The following is a 14,519-nucleotide window of genomic DNA, read 5'->3' as shown; positions in this document are numbered from 1 at the left end:
GTGTTCCCTGCGCCCGCAGGGATGAACCGGTTAGTGGCAGCACTGGCCTTTTTTTGTGTCGGTGTTCCCTGCGCCCGCAGGGATGAACCGTCTCATTAGATAAACAGCTGGAAATAGAAGCGGTGTTCCCTGCGCCCGCAGGGATGAACCGGCAACGCCCTAGAATCATCCCATATAAAATCAGTGTTCCCTGCGCCCGCAGGGATGAACCGCCTCCGGGTCACTTGGGCAGTTGAAAAGGGAAGTGTTCCCTGCGCCCGCAGGGATGAACCGATATTGAGCTGGCCGACGAAATCCGGAGGCTGGTGTTCCCTGCGCCCGCAGGGATGAACCGTACTGACCATCGTGACACTTGGCCGTGAATCCGTGTTCCCTGCGCCCGCAGGGATGAACCGGTATCCGCTCTGGTTATCAGCAACAGCAATCAGTGTTCCCTGCGCCCGCAGGGATGAACCGCCAGAATTGAAAATTACTCACCAGTATGCAGAGTGTTCCCTGCGCCCGCAGGGATGAACCGAAGACGGTGACGAAAAACCCAGGGATATAGAAGTGTTCCCTGCGCCCGCAGGGATGAACCGATACTGGCATGTTGTACGTCCGGTTCTATGGTGTGTTCCCTGCGCCCGCAGGGATGAACCGGACACTGAAAGTATTCGGAGCCAGCTCGTATGCGTGTTCCCTGCGCCCGCAGGGATGAACCGCTTTCTGATACAGCCCAACTATTACTACATAAGTGTTCCCTGCGCCCGCAGGGATGAACCGAGCGGCTGATAAGCTAACCTCACAGTTTGAAAGTGTTCCCTGCGCCCGCAGGGATGAACCGTTTCACGACTTTTCCTTGAGAGTCATCCCATCGTGTTCCCTGCGCCCGCAGGGATGAACCGGAAGTGTCTGCCGGGTATCGGGTAAACAAGATGTGTTCCCTGCGCCCGCAGGGATGAACCGCACCCACAAGGAGCAAATCGTGTTTACGGGATGTGTTCCCTGCGCCCGCAGGGATGAACCGGGCTTTGACATCAGTTACAGCTGCACGTTGCGGTGTTCCCTGCGCCCGCAGGGATGAACCGGGTAGCGACCGATAAAATGATTGCTGCAGAAAGTGTTCCCTGCGCCCGCAGGGATGAACCGTTGGTTTTGGCTAGTGATTCGAGACCGTATGAGTGTTCCCTGCGTCCGCAGGGATGAACCGTTTTCGAGCGAAACAGGCTGGTCAGAGAGTTGGTGTTCCCTGCGCCCGCAGGGATGAACCGTATGCTGACTGGTTGGCGAGTAAACCTCGCACGTGTTCCCTGCGCCCGCAGGGATGAACCGCGATTGAGTTATTCCACAATGTCTAAAAAACAGTGTTCCCTGCGCCCGCAGGGATGAACCGGAACTTCAGTGAAATAACTAAACCCACCAGATGTGTTCCCTGCGCCCGCAGGGATGAACCGGTATGACGCTGAAGAGTAATAGCCAGAAGCGGGTGTTCCCTGCGCCCGCAGGGATGAACCGGGTAGAGGGGTAGCGTTAAAAAACACGATAAAGTGTTCCCTGCGCCCGCAGGGATGAACCGATCCTACAAACATGTTAAACAGGCTGTCTGACGTGTTCCCTGCGCCCGCAGGGATGAACCGTTTCATTAATCCCAGAGGAAGGAACTTCAGTGGTGTTCCCTGCGCCCGCAGGGATGAACCGCTTTTTGCCCATTCACAAAACCATTAGATGCAGTGTTCCCTGCGCCCGCAGGGATGAACCGCATCCTCTAAATTAAAAGGAACATCAGCAGCTGTGTTCCCTGCGCCCGCAGGGATGAACCGGGCTGGTCTATCTCCAATGGAGTCGCTAATAAGTGTTCCCTGCGCCCGCAGGGATGAACCGCATCCTCTAAATTAAAAGGAACATCAGCAGCTGTGTTCCCTGCGCCCGCAGGGATGAACCGTGAGTGAGGAACATATCGGCTACACCCTCAGGCGTGTTCCCTGCGCCCGCAGGGATGAACCGTTCACCAGGCACAATGCAGAGCGTGGATGCGTGTGTTCCCTGCGCCCGCAGGGATGAACCGGTAATTAGATTGTTGTTATTTAAAATAGGAGGTAAGTTGCACTTAAAATACAATGTCAGTTGTTAATAGATATAGCTGAGTCTATTCAAGAACGGGGTATTTTTGGAGGTATCTAATATACTTGAGCTTGTGTGATCATTGGTACAGTAAGGAGGCATAACAACTTTCGACAGAAGTACCACCTACCAAATAAGTGATTGATGTCACTGAAGAAAAGCCCACCTTTATAGTGGTTTTTTTTATGCCCGTCGTAACATCATCGTAAAAAACTCGAAAAATAACGATAAAATTTCTAAACGTTTCAGGCTCAGTCCAGCCTTTACAGACTCGTATCGGATCTCGTGCCCTTCCTGGTACTCTGTCGTTATTTTTCCAGTGGAGTGCCCCATTAGCATCTGGACATATTCGTGGTTTAAGCCTGTTATGGTGTAAAAAATGGCACAGGATCTGGAAAGCAGTGAGCTCTTTCGCCACAGAAAAGAGCCATAACAAGCAGGGTGCCCAGAAGGGAAAAGCGTTGAAGGCATGAAAGTCAGTCGGACGAAAACATACCAGTGGGTTATTGTCTTGAGATGGAGCGGGTGTATTCGGGAATAGTCAAAGAGGGTGTCAAACCATTGGGGGAAATAATGATGGCAGAAGAATAGTGCTCTGTGACGGTGTAGATGGCAAGTACGTTGCCAATTAATAGTCCATCGCAGTGTATTACGCCTCCTGGTGCATAAATGGCTTTACCAAAAGGAATATTAAAAGCGGTTATGTGATAGGTCTTTTCTCCCACGTTTTTACCCAGAAGAACATAGCCTCCCCCATGATTACTCAGATGGCTCCATAAATGAGGAGTGTCGTGAACCTCAAGGTAATAACCACCACCATGGGTTGGTAGAGTCAGGTAGCCTTTTTCATAATTTTTATCAAAACGCACAATATTCACGGGGAGCTCATAGGGGGATTCAATCCTGATAGCATCGCCTGTGTTCAACAACACAGCGTTGTAATAAGCCAACTTTTCAGCCGTGGCTTCATCCTAGGTTGATTTGTAAGAGGCTGAATAGAATCAGGGTGGTGTACGTCGAGCGTTGGACAAGGGAGATGTAGAGAGAGGACATACAGCTACTCCCAAAAGTGTTCATAGCCAATATTAGCTGTATTTTCTGAATTCGATATTCATGTTAGATAGAATGATTGAGTATCTTTAATTGTCATGAAATCAAACTGGGTGTACGGGGTTAAAACTGATTAAAAGGTTAAGTGGGTTCAGCCGTCAACAGTCGTTATTAAATACACCTTGGCAAACGAAGTAACTGAAGCAATTCTGAATAAAAGTCATCTCGGGTTGAGGATATTTTTACTTACACGTTTTCTGGAACTCGATCTCAGACCAGAGAAGTATCCAGTCTGGCTGTTCACGCTGATCGGGACGATACAGAAAGACGATCTGCTATTCGATAATTTTTCCAACATCATCCCCATGGAAAGAATCACTGACTGCTCGTAACGAATGAGGCAGTGATCCTACTGAAATCAAAGATTATTGTTTTATATATTCAGAGCCGTCAGTAACAGGACTACAGTCAAAACAAGGCCACCCATATAAGTGCCCAGTGCGCCTATAAAACGCATGGGGTTGGGTTTGGCCATTGTGGCGGGCAGGAGCAATCCAAGTGCCAGCAGGTAACGGCAGAAGGTGACCAGAATCATTGTCCAGCTGACCCAGTCTGCGGATTGAGATTGTCCCAGTACGTAAAATAGAATGGCAAGGATTGGCGCGTATTCTATTGTGTTGCCATGGGCTCGCTGAGCTTTATAGAGTGGGCAGGTTGGATCATCCTTACTGCCGTAAGCAACAATAGCCTTAGCTCTGGCTATCGATACATTAAAACCTAGAGCAAGGCACAGGATGGCCAGCAGTGCTATACAAAGTAGGGGGATAGACATGCGAAATCTCCGTTTTTAGCTGTCTTTATTTTATCGTGAAAGCCCTTTCATCTGGAAAATGAAAAGACTTTCTGAGTCCATGAAGCCTTCAGAATATAGGTATGACCTGCTATTGGATCATCGCAAATCGTCCTCAGACGAGCATGGTTGTTTATTTTAAAGTGGATAGTCTTCCTGATTAAGACTGCTATCTTAAGTTATCCTCTGGGTTGTCCTCAAGGCCTGTCAGCTCTTTTATGCGAGTAGGGAAGCCATCCAGACTTTTCTGGTTTGCGTGCAACCAGTACTGTTCAATACCTTTCTGACCCCTGCGTTCAGATGATTTTTTTAAAGCATCCCGTTGTTCATTGAACTCATAGAGAGGCACTGCTTTACCACAGGAACTCTGGGTCTGATCAATATCAAGAACAAACACTTGCCGGGTTCCTGCCGTTTCAGGAAAAAGAGACACTAAAGGTTCCCAGTCATCATCGTTTCGATGAAGAACTCTGGCTTGGCCGTAAAGTCGCAGAATGAGTGGCGCACCTTCAAAGGCACAGAACATAATAGTCATTCGGGGATTTATCTGGACATGAGCAGAGCTTTCATTGCCACTGCCTGTTAGATTCAGCCAGGCAATCTGGCGGTTGGAGATGACACGAAAAGAATCCATACCTTTGGGTGAAATATTGACCGTGCCTTCTTCTGCAGCGGTTCCTACAAAAAACATATTCTGTTGTTCTATAAAGTGGATATGTTCTTCAGTGATTTCGTCGTAGAGCTTTCCCATTGGGTTGACCTGCTTCTTTTTGTTTAAAAAGGCTTTATTTTGCAGAGGCCGCTCTATTCTACCCTTGAGAATCGATAATCGGTACTTCCAGCTTCACTGCGAATAAAAAGATAGGGGGTTTTATGGGTGTCTGCTTTGTCAGAAAAGGGACTTTTGGTGCCAAAGGGGTTCTTGCTGAGATAGATCGTAAATGAAGCCATCTCCCTAAGATACTCAGGGTTCATGGCTTTGGCATAATCACAAGCCTTATCCTTGAGCTTAAGAAGGTACTGGCCATTCTTTTTCTCTTCGGCTTTATAAGAAGCTTTGCAGACGACAGGCTTGTTGATGTTTTCTCCGTTGCCAAAGCTGATGGTGCTGTCCGTAATATTCAGTCGGTTCATGATCCCGAGAGTGGGAGTGTCATCTCCCTCCCAGATACCAAGATAACTTTTGGGAAGTTGAGCGCAACCCGTCAAAAGGAAGAGGGTTAATAAACCTGTAAGTGGGGCTTTCATAAAAGTAATACCTGCACATAGCCACGGATGTCAGGAACAGAAGTATAGAAGTCCGGAAGGTGGATAATCCTCAACCGTACTTAATTTTGTTCAGGGCTTCCTTCATTTCGTGTGTTTTTTCAAGATCGATGTCGTGCAGGTTAGCCAGAGCGCAGACATAATAAAGTACGTCGTACAACTCTTCAGCTATGGAGCCTTTCAGATGCTCCTGGTCTGGCTGACCGGTCTTGCCTTTTCGAAGGGCTTCAGACAGTTCACCGGTTTCTTCGATCAGTTTCAGGAAGTAACCGTGAGCCTGCTCCGGATTGAAATCAGAGTCTTTTATTTTTTGTTGTAAATCCATCAGTCGCATATATTTCTGCCTTGAAAACCTGACACTTCCGCATCAATAAGTGCAGTAATTCTTCGGGTTTTTGAAATATATGGCAAGGGTTATGTGGAGGGAGTAACGTGAGGTTTTATTCAATAGAAAGTTTATGTCGGGTCATATTAGGGAAGTGGCTGGCAATTTCACTGAAAATAGGCCATTCAAGAACAGTCAGTGTTTCTTGCAGAGCTTGATGAAACAGAACAGGGTTAGTGCGCATATCAATGATTTCCTGTTCGGTCAGATAGGCGCCAAATGCGTAAAACTGTGCTTCATTGGCAGACTCTGAAATCAGGTAATATAGTGTTTTACGTTTTTGCTCAACGAGTGGGTTAGCGTAGCCATAGGCAATGGCCTGCAGGTCTGTGAATCTCTCATAGGCTCTTACCCAGTTTGCCCATTGACTGTTGGCCATTTTTTTCTCGTAAGAATGGTATCGAATGGCTAACTGAAGTAACTCGTATAACGAAAAATAATGATAGTGCTGGGCGTGGGCCAGCTCGTGGGCAACCAGGCCTAATATGGCCTCTTTACTGTTGTTTTCTTTAATATTGGCGAGAAATAAAGAGTAATTTAAATTTATCTGTGCCCCAGTCACATCTAAGCCCATATTGAATCTGGGTAGGGTGCTACCCAGGCGTTCTGTTTTCTTTAAAACATACTTTTGAGTGCGTGAACCTATTTCGTAACGACGAGCCACATCATCTTGTATATCAACTAACTGCGAGTAATTTTTGTTGATAGCGTCATGGTCATCTTCTGGTAAGTACACTTGTTGTGTCAGAATAACTGTTCCCTCTTCCTGACCTGAACAGCCGGCTAATAAAAGGAGTATGATGTAAAGGGTGTGCTTTTTCATAGGTTGCCTGGATGCTTAATCATAATTAAAAGAACAAACAAGCGAATAAATTATTGATCACTTTCTTAAAAGTCACTGAAGCCTTAAATAACAGGTCCAGCTTGTGGAAAAATCTCTTCACTGACTGTTACTAAATGGAGTGCTTCTGAAATTGTAATCTCTCTTAAGTCTTTTTTCCAGACTGGTAACATGCGCCATGCCTACAATAACCAGCATTGTTTTTCTTTCTCTGTGAAATTTTAGGGCCCTTATAATATTGTCGGACATCAGGCGATTTCGATAATTTAGTAAATAGTATTGATTTGGAAATAATATGGGGTGGTCGGTCTCAAGATCTACACCGCTATCCAAGTAAGCTTTACGTGATCCTCTATGCAGGCTCAATAATCCATAGCAGAGTGGCTCCATCAGTAAATACGATTCTAACAAGGCTATTTTGATCAGTGAGCAGAACTTGCTACTTCTCATAAATTTGGAATGCAAGAGTAATGGCAGCGTTATTAAATTTACTTTAACCATTAACGAATAGTTCCAGGCAGCGGTAGTCACAATATCGCTGGCTCCACTTTCAAGATGAATATTAATGATGGGTGCATCCAGATCTTCTTCAGGAGGGATTGGGTGCCCATCTTCCCATGCAATCGATATCGTTGATATTTTTGGTCTGTTATGTAATTGACTGTAAAGTGCTACTGATGTCTCGCGAACTATTCGCGCGGGTAATAGCATTGCTTTCGCCAGAGAACTATTCACGGATAAATTTTCCAGTCCTCTGAAAGAGAAGTGGTCTAGAATTTTTCTCCCAAGCCAGTCAGCATACTCATCCTTGACATGCACCTCTCCCATTAAAATGATATGCCGGGTGCTACCATCGACCTTGCCAGATAAAACCCGAACCAAAAAGTCCCCCTGGTGTGCCAGAGTCAGAAGTTCTGCTTTTTGCTGTCCTAATACCGTTTCAACAGTCGCAGAGGCCGCTGTGTCTATCTGCAGACATTGGATAAGTAAAAATGAACAAGTATTTATTATTGATTTTCGACAAAAGAAGAAACATGAAATTCTGTGAGGTGTCATATTTTTTTGGTAATTAAAACGATGATAAAAGTACGCTCCAACACTAGACCATTAAATAAAAACTCACAAACAGATCGTTGATTAATGTAGAAGTGTCATGGCAGTTCTATTTTTTCAAAGAAAAGATTTAGTCTTATATTGAGGCTTTGACCTGCTTGATTGCTATCCTGGTTTGAATGGATGGCTGTCAGGTCATTATAAGCTTTCATGGGTTCGATTCTTGTTATCTGTTCAAACTGTATGGGAAAAATTATTTGGTACTGAATATTTTTTGCGAGATTGCATCAAACTCGTTGAAGTTATCAAACAGGTAGTCGACAAAATTAGATTTCTCGGATGTGTTTGCTTTCCAGATTGTTACCATTCCCAGCTCTTTTGCTGGTCTGATATCCGCCAATAGACTGTCTCCACAAAAGTAAACTGAATGACTACATTGTGTGAATTTTTCCAGTCCCATTCTAAATATTTTGAGATCAGGCTTTTTGATCCCAACGCCCCCTGAGGTCAGAACAAAGTCGAAAAAATGTTCAAGGCCTAAAGCCCTAATCTTGTTACGCTGGAAAAAATCTCGACCATTAGTGATGCAACCTATTGAGGATCCATTATTTTTTAAACGCTCCAGTGAATCCAGTGCACCATCGAAAGCAACAGAGAACTCGTGAAGCGAACTGTCAAACTCTTTAAGCAAATCGTCTCTCAATTGTGCTGAAAAACCAAACCTCGATGCCATAGTACTAAATACCTGAGATTTAGGCTGAATAATCGTATTTTGAGTCACAAATTCATGCTTGAATGTGTGTTGGCAAAGTTCGAATCTGCTAAGTCTGTCATTGAGAAGGTAATCGGCATAGTTGTTCAGCGTTGCTTTCTTATCGTGTAATGTATCGTCAAGATCAAAAATAATGTTCACTCAATAGGCTCTATATAGCTTTGCTGGTAAGAACGCTGTCAGGTGCTGAATGGGGTGAGCATCTTATGCCGGCTGGTGGAACTCTATGACATTGCCATCCGGGTCTCTGATGAAGAAAAAACGGGCACCTTCATATTCAACCTGACCGGTTATCTTGATCCCCAGATTATTGATGTCACTGATAGCAGAAGGGTAATCTGTTATCTCTAAAGCGATATGGGTGTAGCCTGGATACTTAACGGTTTCCTCCATCAAGATATTCGTCTCGGGAGCTTCAGAGGAAGCATTGAGAATAAGGTTGATATTGATGCCAGATGGGTGCTCAACGATTGCAACAGGCTCAGGGCCTACTGGGCCAGCAATGAATTCGAATCCCAGTTTTTCGTAGAAGGCTCGAGAAACATCCATATCTCTGACTCTTAAGCCAACATGATTAATTCTGGTTATCTGTTTCATTTTATTCCTTATGAAGTTAATGGCAGTATAGACAACAGTTGATTTGTATTTCTGAGCTCACCACGGCATTCTGCCAGTCTTTTATGAGAGAAGGTAGGAAAGGTTAGGTGTTTTCTGCACTTTTTCAGATTGACGCCAGGCTGCGACAACGTCTATCTGAAAAAAGTACAGGCAGTGATCCTTGCTTCAAGATCATGAAACCCTCGATTTGTTCAGGGCGGGGGCATTAAATCTCTGACAGGGCATGACTGCCCCAGCTATCCAGTTGGTTGTTAACAAAAATCAGCGGTGTGCACTCATCTTTTGTGGTCATGCCGTCGGCTTTTATTCGCTGAGTCCGATAGAACAGAACTTTGATTTTTTTATCTTTTTTACTGTAGGACTCAGTAAAGTCCGGTATGCCCATATTGTTGCGGACGGCTTCAATGCTTTCACCTTCGTTTAAACGTGAAACTTTCTCTCGTTGAAGTTTGTCTGTTTCATGCTGTTGGTTGTATTCAGGCCCTTTGGACTTGCTGCCACCAATATTAATAGAGCAGCCACTCAGTGCGATGGTTACAGGTAAAGTCAGAGCGATCAGAAACAAGTGCTTTTTCATTGTTATTCCTTTTTTGTTTCGTTGTTTAAGCTTTTTCAGATAAAGGAATCCAGTCACTTTAACAACCGTGATCAATCAGGATGCCTTGTGCGGGTTAAGCCGAAGTCGTTTTTTTGCCCAGGTCGCGAAACTCTTTGGCCATTCTGAATTGGTTTGAGGTCACACACTCTTCCAGTCTGGACAGTCTTGTATCCAGTCGTTTCAGACTTCTATCCAGTTGTTTGACCGATGGCCGTGACAACCGGGCAGGGTGGGGTCTGCTATCTTCCGGCTCTGCATGATGTTGATAACGATTTGAACGGTTATTTGCTTTTGCTGTGTCCTCAGGTGTATCAATGCCTGCTTTCTTCTTTTTAGATTTTTTTCTACCGGGTTTACCCCTGTCGTCCTGGGTGAGACTGAGGACAACCCCCATTATGATATAAGGCACCATTATTTTGGATACGGACGTCAAGTAAGCCAGAGCAACTACTGCGATTCTTACCGGGAGTACATCGAGCCCAAACCGGTTGGCGATATAGCTGCACACTCCCATGATGGCAGGTTCGGCCTGCCCACAGTCTGCAGGCTTGAACAGTTTTTTCAGTGCTCTCATGCCCGTGATCTCCAGTCAGGGACTTCCGCATCCAGAATGCGCTCCAGAGTGTGAATGCGCTCTTCCATACTTTCTACTCGGTGGATGGCTGACTCAAATAATTCCTGTGACTCTTCATCAAGCTGCTTCGACTGTCTGATTCTTGAAACATAGTGAAATAGCAGCCAGGGCAAAAACAGGAAAATTGTCAGAATAGCGCTCAGTGGGATCAGCCCTTCCAGCATGGCCTCCATAATGTGTCCTTTTTTCCTTATTGTATGCCAGAGGGGTTACTGTGCCGGACCTGGTGCGACTGTCATAATTAGTAAGCCGTGGCTGTTTATTATCTTGATCTGTACAGGGTAATGAAAAACGCCCTGACATTGCCATAATTTATTCTGACTTTTCTGTTTTCATCTGGCTTTTTAATGCTTCCAGTTCTTTTTCAATAGCACTGTTCGCTTCCAGAGCCGCAAACTCATCTTGAAGGCTGGCTTTGCCCAGTCCCTGAGCATCAAGCTGGCTGTCGAGTTCGTCTATCCCTCTTTCCATTTGTTCGAAACGAGCTTCCTGGCGGAGGCGGGTTTCTTCGCGGGTCTGTCCCCGCATTTTTACCCTGTTAGAGGCCACTTGTTGGCGAACTCTGATGGATTCCAGACGCTTGCGAGCATCCTTCATGGCTGTTTGCAGTCGGGTGATGTCCGCGTCATGTTTGTTCAGCTGTTCTTCCAGCTCATCCAGTACAGTCTTTTTCTCTTGAACATACCCCATGATTTTCTGTTTTTCGCCCAGTGCCTGGCGGGCCAGGTCTTCTCTCTCATGCTGAATGGCCAGAGTTGCTTTATCTGTCCAGTCGGTCAGAGATTCCTGGTAGCGAGCGACCTGCCTTTCTGCGTCTTTCTTCTGGGCTATGAGGCGTGCAGCATCTGTGCGAACTTCTACCAGGGTTTCTTCCATTTCCTGAAGCATCAGTCTGGCCATTTTTTCCGGATCTTCGGCCCGGTCCAGAAGCGAGGTGATGTTGGCGTTTAAAATATCGCTTAAGCGTGAAAAGATGCTCATAGGTGCTTCCTTCATTTTTTGTTTGTTGTTATTCAGCGGTATCCGTTGACTGCTCGTTCGCCTTGCTGTCCAGTTTCAGTGTTTCTATCAGCTGTTGCTGGAGTTTGGCGACTTCTCCGGGAATTTCACTTTTTATTTCCTCGGCAATTTGATTCATGGCTTCCTGCACCAGCTCTTCGATATTGAGTTCTGGTAACTGGGCGCATTCTCCGTAAGCGGGGGAAATGGCCAGAGTCAGTGCGACAATAACAGATTGGATATAAGCTTTCATGGTTGTCTTCCCTGTATGAGTTCGATGTATTGGCTGATGCATTGATTGATATAGAACTCATAGAACGTGCCAACTTTTAAAAGTCTTTTAACTGATTGATTTAAAAGATAAAAAAATTTTTCTCTGACTTTGGTCTTAAAAGCTGTCTGGTTGTGATGGCCAGAGTATGGTTTTATAAACCAAAAAGTGGTGGTTGTATCGCTGCTGCAAACAGGCTTTCAAGGAATAATAAAAATCATGCCCAGCCATAGGAAAGGAATGATTGGCGCCTCAGCAGCCTTTCTGGAAATGATGGAATCTGTCTCTCGCTATGCACGACACCAGAGGCCTATTCTGGTGATTGGCGAGCGGGGAACCGGTAAGGAAGAAATCGCCAGCCGACTGCATTATTTGTCCCCCCGTTGGCAGCAAAATCTGATCAAGTTGAACTGTGCAGCTTTTAGTGATGATTTACTGGATTCCGAGTTGTTTGGCCATGAAGCGGGTGCTTTTACCGGTGCCCGACAAAGACGTACGGGCCTTTTCGAAGCGGCTGATGGTGGAACTCTGTTTCTTGATGAGTTAGCGACAATGGGTTCAAGACTTCAGGATAAACTGCTGCGAGTGATTGAATACGGTGAGTTCTATCGTCTGGGCAGTTCCCAGAGTGTCAAGGTGGATGTCCGAGTGGTGGCAGCCACCAATGAGAATCTGCCAGAGTTGGCTGAGAAAGGGGAGTTCCGGAAAGATTTGTTGGATCGATTGGCTTTTGATGTCATAGCGGTACCGCCGCTTCGAGTCAGAAGAGACGATATTATAGAATTGGCTCATTATTTTGCTTTTCGTATGGTTCAGGAATTGGGTGATGAACTGGAAGAGAGCCGGTTTGCCGGCTTCACAGAACAGTCCCTGGAAACGCTCATGGATTATGACTGGCCCGGTAACATTCGTGAGTTGAAAAATGCAGTGGAACGGAGTGTCTGTCATACCGAGCCCGGAGAGCCTGTTACACGTATTATTCTTGACCCTTTTCAGTCTCCCTGGCTGACCAGTCTTTCGAGCAGGGCGGTAAAGGCAGAAAACAGAGAGCTTCCCACCTCGGAAGTGGCTATCCAACGAATAAAGAGTGGTTTGGTAGAGGCGCATCTCAATCAGCTGGAACAGGGAGAAGTTGTCAGCCTGAAATCTTTGCAGACAGATGTTGAGCAGCTTTTACTGTCGCGTGCACTGAGTAGCAGTCAGTTTCATCAACGTAAAGCAGCCGAAAAACTGGGCCTCAGCTATGATCAGCTGAGAACCCTGGTGCGCAAGTACCCTGAAGTGTTGAGCGATTGATTCAGTGGGTATAAACAAACCCGCCGTACATGTACTTGGTGGATTCTGCTCCCAGTATCAGAACCTGGTCGCCTCTTTTAAGTTTGCCACTTTTTCTCAGACGGTCAAAACTGGTCCAGATGGCGGCCGACCCCAGATTACCTAATTGTTTTGCGTCATTTACAATACGCCCTTTTTCGATACCCAGATAATCAGACAGTTGTCGGTCAATATGGCCATTTGCCTGATGGGGCAGAATGTAGGCAAAGTGCTCAAGTTCAAATCCCTGACTGACGACCGCTTCAATCCCTTTAATGAACAGCTGCGGGCCCAACTGTCTGACCGCCTGAGGGTTATGCAGAAATGCCGGTAGACCATGAGGGCATGTCGGATTGGATGAGCTGGCACCTTCTAATTGAAAGCCAGGCTCCTGACCCAATCCAATATGTCCGGTAAAGCAATGACTGATAATCTGTTCCGAACTGCTGTCATCCTGACTCACAATCACACTGCCTGAGCCATCCCCCATCTGTACAAAATTGACCAGCTGATTGATATCAACAAATTCAGAGTCGATGTCGAAAAAAACCGAACCAACTTCGGTGCCGGTCAGGATCATTGGTTTCAGTTCATGGTTCTGTCCCAGCATGGATTGGGCTATTTGCAGGGCATTGGCAAACCCGGTGCAGGCCTGGCGCAGTTCCATGTAAGGGCAGGGCAGTCTGAGTTCGTCGGCTATCCAGGCTGCACCGGAGGGGAGTAAGCTGTGAGGGGTTGCAGTATGAGTGACGAGAAACCCTGCCTCATTCAGGTCGGCTTCTCTTTTTGCCTGTTGAATGGCCTGTTGAATGGATTGTACTGCCAGGTCGGTGGCCGAGACTTGTGGTTGCGAAATAGCCTGATCCAGTCGTCTGCTTAAATGTCGGGATTTTATGCCCAGTTGTCTGGCCAGAGCATGTGCTTTACGAGCCGTTCTTTCGCCACATGCTCGGGATAAATGTGATATCAGCGTTGAATTGTCTATGGACTTTCCAGGAAGACTTGAGCCACTGCCCAGTAATTTTAGTCGGCCTTTGGCAAAACAGGCTGTCATGCTCTTTTCCTCTTCAGGGCTAGCTCTTCAATACGTTTAAACAGAAGGCTGGTATTAACATTCAAAGCGTTGAAGGCTTGTTTTTCTGTACTCAATAGTTCAATCAGTTGATTGTGAAGGTCGGAATGACGATTGTTGTCAGACTCATGGCTATTGAGTGACCTGGCGTGAACCCTTGAGATATAAACATGGCGGGCTTCATCCTCAAGTATCAACTTAAACAGGCTTTGCATCTCAGGTTGATGACGCATGGCCTGTGCCATAGCCGACATAATTACGCACACGCAGGCATCCAGCTGACTGATCAGCATGAAGTGTTCTTTGATGGTTTTGCTGTGCTTATGCAAACGGGCATAAAAGATCTGGCTCTGGCGTTTAATATGGCGGATGTCTTTCGGGGTTGGCAGCCATTGCTGGAGGCGCTGCAAGGCCTGTTCATGAATAAACTCGTCGGCCTCTATCTGCTGTAATGCCTGTAAGCTGGAAGTTTGATTGAAATTCAGTCTCTGGCATTCGTTATGGAAAACCAGCATGGCGGACTGTTCACCGCACAAGAGTAAAGGGGTCAATCGCGCCAGTGCTGATTTTTGTTCTTCATTCAGCTCTGCCTTAACTTCATCTTCATGGGTCATCCATTCCTGTAGCGGATGCAACTGGTGCGGTTTATGGGCTGATGAGGGGATGGCAAAGCAGCTTAATTCCTTTTTCATGCTG

General features: G+C 46.2%; 17 protein-coding genes and 1 CRISPR repeat array. Of the genes, 1 reads left to right on the top strand and 16 read right to left on the bottom strand.

What is annotated here, in order from left to right; all coding sequences use genetic code 11:
- Window positions 1-2,044: direct repeats of the CRISPR family, unit length 29 nt; unit sequence GTGTTCCCTGCGCCCGCAGGGATGAACCG.
- Between the two features lie 559 nt (window positions 2,045-2,603).
- The 14 genes from GZ78_RS21740 to GZ78_RS21670 form a co-directional block, all read right to left on the bottom strand.
- Window positions 2,604-3,050, bottom strand: coding sequence for a hypothetical protein (locus GZ78_RS21740; protein ID WP_152558880.1), 447 nt, complete (start codon window positions 3,048-3,050; stop codon window positions 2,604-2,606).
- Between the two features lie 533 nt (window positions 3,051-3,583).
- Window positions 3,584-3,982 carry an MAPEG family protein gene (locus GZ78_RS21730; protein ID WP_034840892.1) on the bottom strand — a complete coding sequence of 133 codons (399 nt, stop codon included), beginning with the start codon at window positions 3,980-3,982 and terminating at the stop codon, window positions 3,584-3,586.
- Window positions 3,983-4,169: 187 nt separating this feature from the next.
- Window positions 4,170-4,751: a pyridoxamine 5'-phosphate oxidase family protein gene (locus GZ78_RS21725; protein WP_034840890.1), complete on the bottom strand. Its 582-nt coding sequence runs from the start codon at window positions 4,749-4,751 to the stop codon at window positions 4,170-4,172.
- Between the two features lie 53 nt (window positions 4,752-4,804).
- On the bottom strand, window positions 4,805-5,248 hold the full coding sequence (locus tag GZ78_RS21720; RefSeq protein WP_034840887.1) for a hypothetical protein: 444 nt from the start codon (window positions 5,246-5,248) through the stop codon (window positions 4,805-4,807).
- Window positions 5,249-5,318: 70 nt separating this feature from the next.
- Window positions 5,319-5,600, bottom strand: coding sequence for a MazG nucleotide pyrophosphohydrolase domain-containing protein (locus GZ78_RS21715; protein WP_034840884.1), 282 nt, complete (start codon window positions 5,598-5,600; stop codon window positions 5,319-5,321).
- Window positions 5,601-5,706: 106 nt separating this feature from the next.
- Complete coding sequence (locus GZ78_RS21710) at window positions 5,707-6,474, bottom strand: hypothetical protein (protein WP_034840881.1); 768 nt, start codon at window positions 6,472-6,474, stop codon at window positions 5,707-5,709.
- 117 nt (window positions 6,475-6,591) lie between these two features.
- The gene (locus GZ78_RS21705) at window positions 6,592-7,374 is read right to left on the bottom strand and encodes a hypothetical protein (protein ID WP_236631646.1); all 783 of its coding nucleotides are present in this window, start codon (window positions 7,372-7,374) and stop codon (window positions 6,592-6,594) included.
- Window positions 7,375-7,798: 424 nt separating this feature from the next.
- Complete coding sequence (locus GZ78_RS21700; RefSeq protein ID WP_051786431.1) at window positions 7,799-8,458, bottom strand: HAD family hydrolase; 660 nt, start codon at window positions 8,456-8,458, stop codon at window positions 7,799-7,801.
- Window positions 8,459-8,521: 63 nt separating this feature from the next.
- The gene (locus tag GZ78_RS21695) at window positions 8,522-8,914 is read right to left on the bottom strand and encodes a VOC family protein (protein ID WP_034840878.1); all 393 of its coding nucleotides are present in this window, start codon (window positions 8,912-8,914) and stop codon (window positions 8,522-8,524) included.
- 226 nt (window positions 8,915-9,140) lie between these two features.
- Window positions 9,141-9,512: a DUF3192 domain-containing protein gene (locus tag GZ78_RS21690; protein WP_034840876.1), complete on the bottom strand. Its 372-nt coding sequence runs from the start codon at window positions 9,510-9,512 to the stop codon at window positions 9,141-9,143.
- Between the two features lie 94 nt (window positions 9,513-9,606).
- A complete protein-coding gene (locus GZ78_RS21685; protein ID WP_034840873.1) occupies window positions 9,607-10,107 on the bottom strand; it encodes a PspC domain-containing protein in 501 nt (166 codons plus the stop codon).
- Window positions 10,104-10,340, bottom strand: coding sequence for an envelope stress response membrane protein PspB (pspB, locus tag GZ78_RS21680; protein WP_051786430.1), 237 nt, complete (start codon window positions 10,338-10,340; stop codon window positions 10,104-10,106). The genes GZ78_RS21685 and pspB overlap by 4 nt, the downstream gene beginning before the upstream one ends.
- Window positions 10,341-10,479: 139 nt before the next feature.
- Complete coding sequence (locus tag GZ78_RS21675) at window positions 10,480-11,148, bottom strand: PspA/IM30 family protein (protein WP_034841121.1); 669 nt, start codon at window positions 11,146-11,148, stop codon at window positions 10,480-10,482.
- 28 nt (window positions 11,149-11,176) lie between these two features.
- The gene (locus GZ78_RS21670) at window positions 11,177-11,419 is read right to left on the bottom strand and encodes a hypothetical protein (protein ID WP_034840870.1); all 243 of its coding nucleotides are present in this window, start codon (window positions 11,417-11,419) and stop codon (window positions 11,177-11,179) included.
- Window positions 11,420-11,656: 237 nt separating this feature from the next.
- On the opposite strand from GZ78_RS21670, the gene pspF reads away from it, so the two are divergent.
- Complete coding sequence (pspF, locus tag GZ78_RS21665; protein WP_034840867.1) at window positions 11,657-12,733, top strand: phage shock protein operon transcriptional activator; 1,077 nt, start codon at window positions 11,657-11,659, stop codon at window positions 12,731-12,733.
- Between the two features lies 1 nt (window position 12,734).
- On the opposite strand, the gene GZ78_RS21660 is transcribed toward pspF, so the two are convergent.
- Together GZ78_RS21660 and GZ78_RS21655 are read right to left on the bottom strand one after the other, a co-directional pair.
- Window positions 12,735-13,805 carry a 3-oxoacyl-[acyl-carrier-protein] synthase III C-terminal domain-containing protein gene (locus GZ78_RS21660; protein ID WP_034840864.1) on the bottom strand — a complete coding sequence of 357 codons (1,071 nt, stop codon included), beginning with the start codon at window positions 13,803-13,805 and terminating at the stop codon, window positions 12,735-12,737.
- Window positions 13,802-14,515, bottom strand: a complete 714-nt coding sequence (locus GZ78_RS21655; protein ID WP_152558878.1) for a hypothetical protein — start codon at window positions 14,513-14,515, stop codon at window positions 13,802-13,804. Before GZ78_RS21655 ends, GZ78_RS21660 begins: the two co-directional genes overlap by 4 nt.
- Between the last annotated feature and the right edge of the window lie 4 nt (window positions 14,516-14,519).

Origin of the sequence: Endozoicomonas numazuensis (assembly GCF_000722635.1) — a bacterium.
Taxonomy (GTDB): Bacteria; Pseudomonadota; Gammaproteobacteria; order Pseudomonadales; family Endozoicomonadaceae; genus Endozoicomonas_A; species Endozoicomonas_A numazuensis.
The sequence above is the reverse complement of the archived record's forward strand: the minus strand, read 5'-3'. Positions and strand labels throughout refer to the sequence as shown.

Coding starts and splice junctions, on each gene's coding strand:
- GZ78_RS21690 (WP_034840876.1), bottom strand. CDS start 9,512: ATGAAAAAGCACTTGTTTCTGATCGCTCTGACTTTACCTGTAACCATC.
- pspB (WP_051786430.1), bottom strand. CDS start 10,340: ATGGAGGCCATGCTGGAAGGGCTGATCCCACTGAGCGCTATTCTGACA.
- GZ78_RS21730 (WP_034840892.1), bottom strand. CDS start 3,982: ATGTCTATCCCCCTACTTTGTATAGCACTGCTGGCCATCCTGTGCCTT.
- GZ78_RS21660 (WP_034840864.1), bottom strand. CDS start 13,805: ATGACAGCCTGTTTTGCCAAAGGCCGACTAAAATTACTGGGCAGTGGC.
- GZ78_RS21725 (WP_034840890.1), bottom strand. CDS start 4,751: ATGGGAAAGCTCTACGACGAAATCACTGAAGAACATATCCACTTTATA.
- GZ78_RS21715 (WP_034840884.1), bottom strand. CDS start 5,600: ATGCGACTGATGGATTTACAACAAAAAATAAAAGACTCTGATTTCAAT.
- GZ78_RS21710 (WP_034840881.1), bottom strand. CDS start 6,474: ATGAAAAAGCACACCCTTTACATCATACTCCTTTTATTAGCCGGCTGT.
- GZ78_RS21720 (WP_034840887.1), bottom strand. CDS start 5,248: ATGAAAGCCCCACTTACAGGTTTATTAACCCTCTTCCTTTTGACGGGT.
- GZ78_RS21685 (WP_034840873.1), bottom strand. CDS start 10,107: ATGAGAGCACTGAAAAAACTGTTCAAGCCTGCAGACTGTGGGCAGGCC.
- GZ78_RS21670 (WP_034840870.1), bottom strand. CDS start 11,419: ATGAAAGCTTATATCCAATCTGTTATTGTCGCACTGACTCTGGCCATT.
- GZ78_RS21675 (WP_034841121.1), bottom strand. CDS start 11,148: ATGAGCATCTTTTCACGCTTAAGCGATATTTTAAACGCCAACATCACC.
- GZ78_RS21655 (WP_152558878.1), bottom strand. CDS start 14,515: ATGAAAAAGGAATTAAGCTGCTTTGCCATCCCCTCATCAGCCCATAAA.
- GZ78_RS21695 (WP_034840878.1), bottom strand. CDS start 8,914: ATGAAACAGATAACCAGAATTAATCATGTTGGCTTAAGAGTCAGAGAT.
- pspF (WP_034840867.1), top strand. CDS start 11,657: ATGCCCAGCCATAGGAAAGGAATGATTGGCGCCTCAGCAGCCTTTCTG.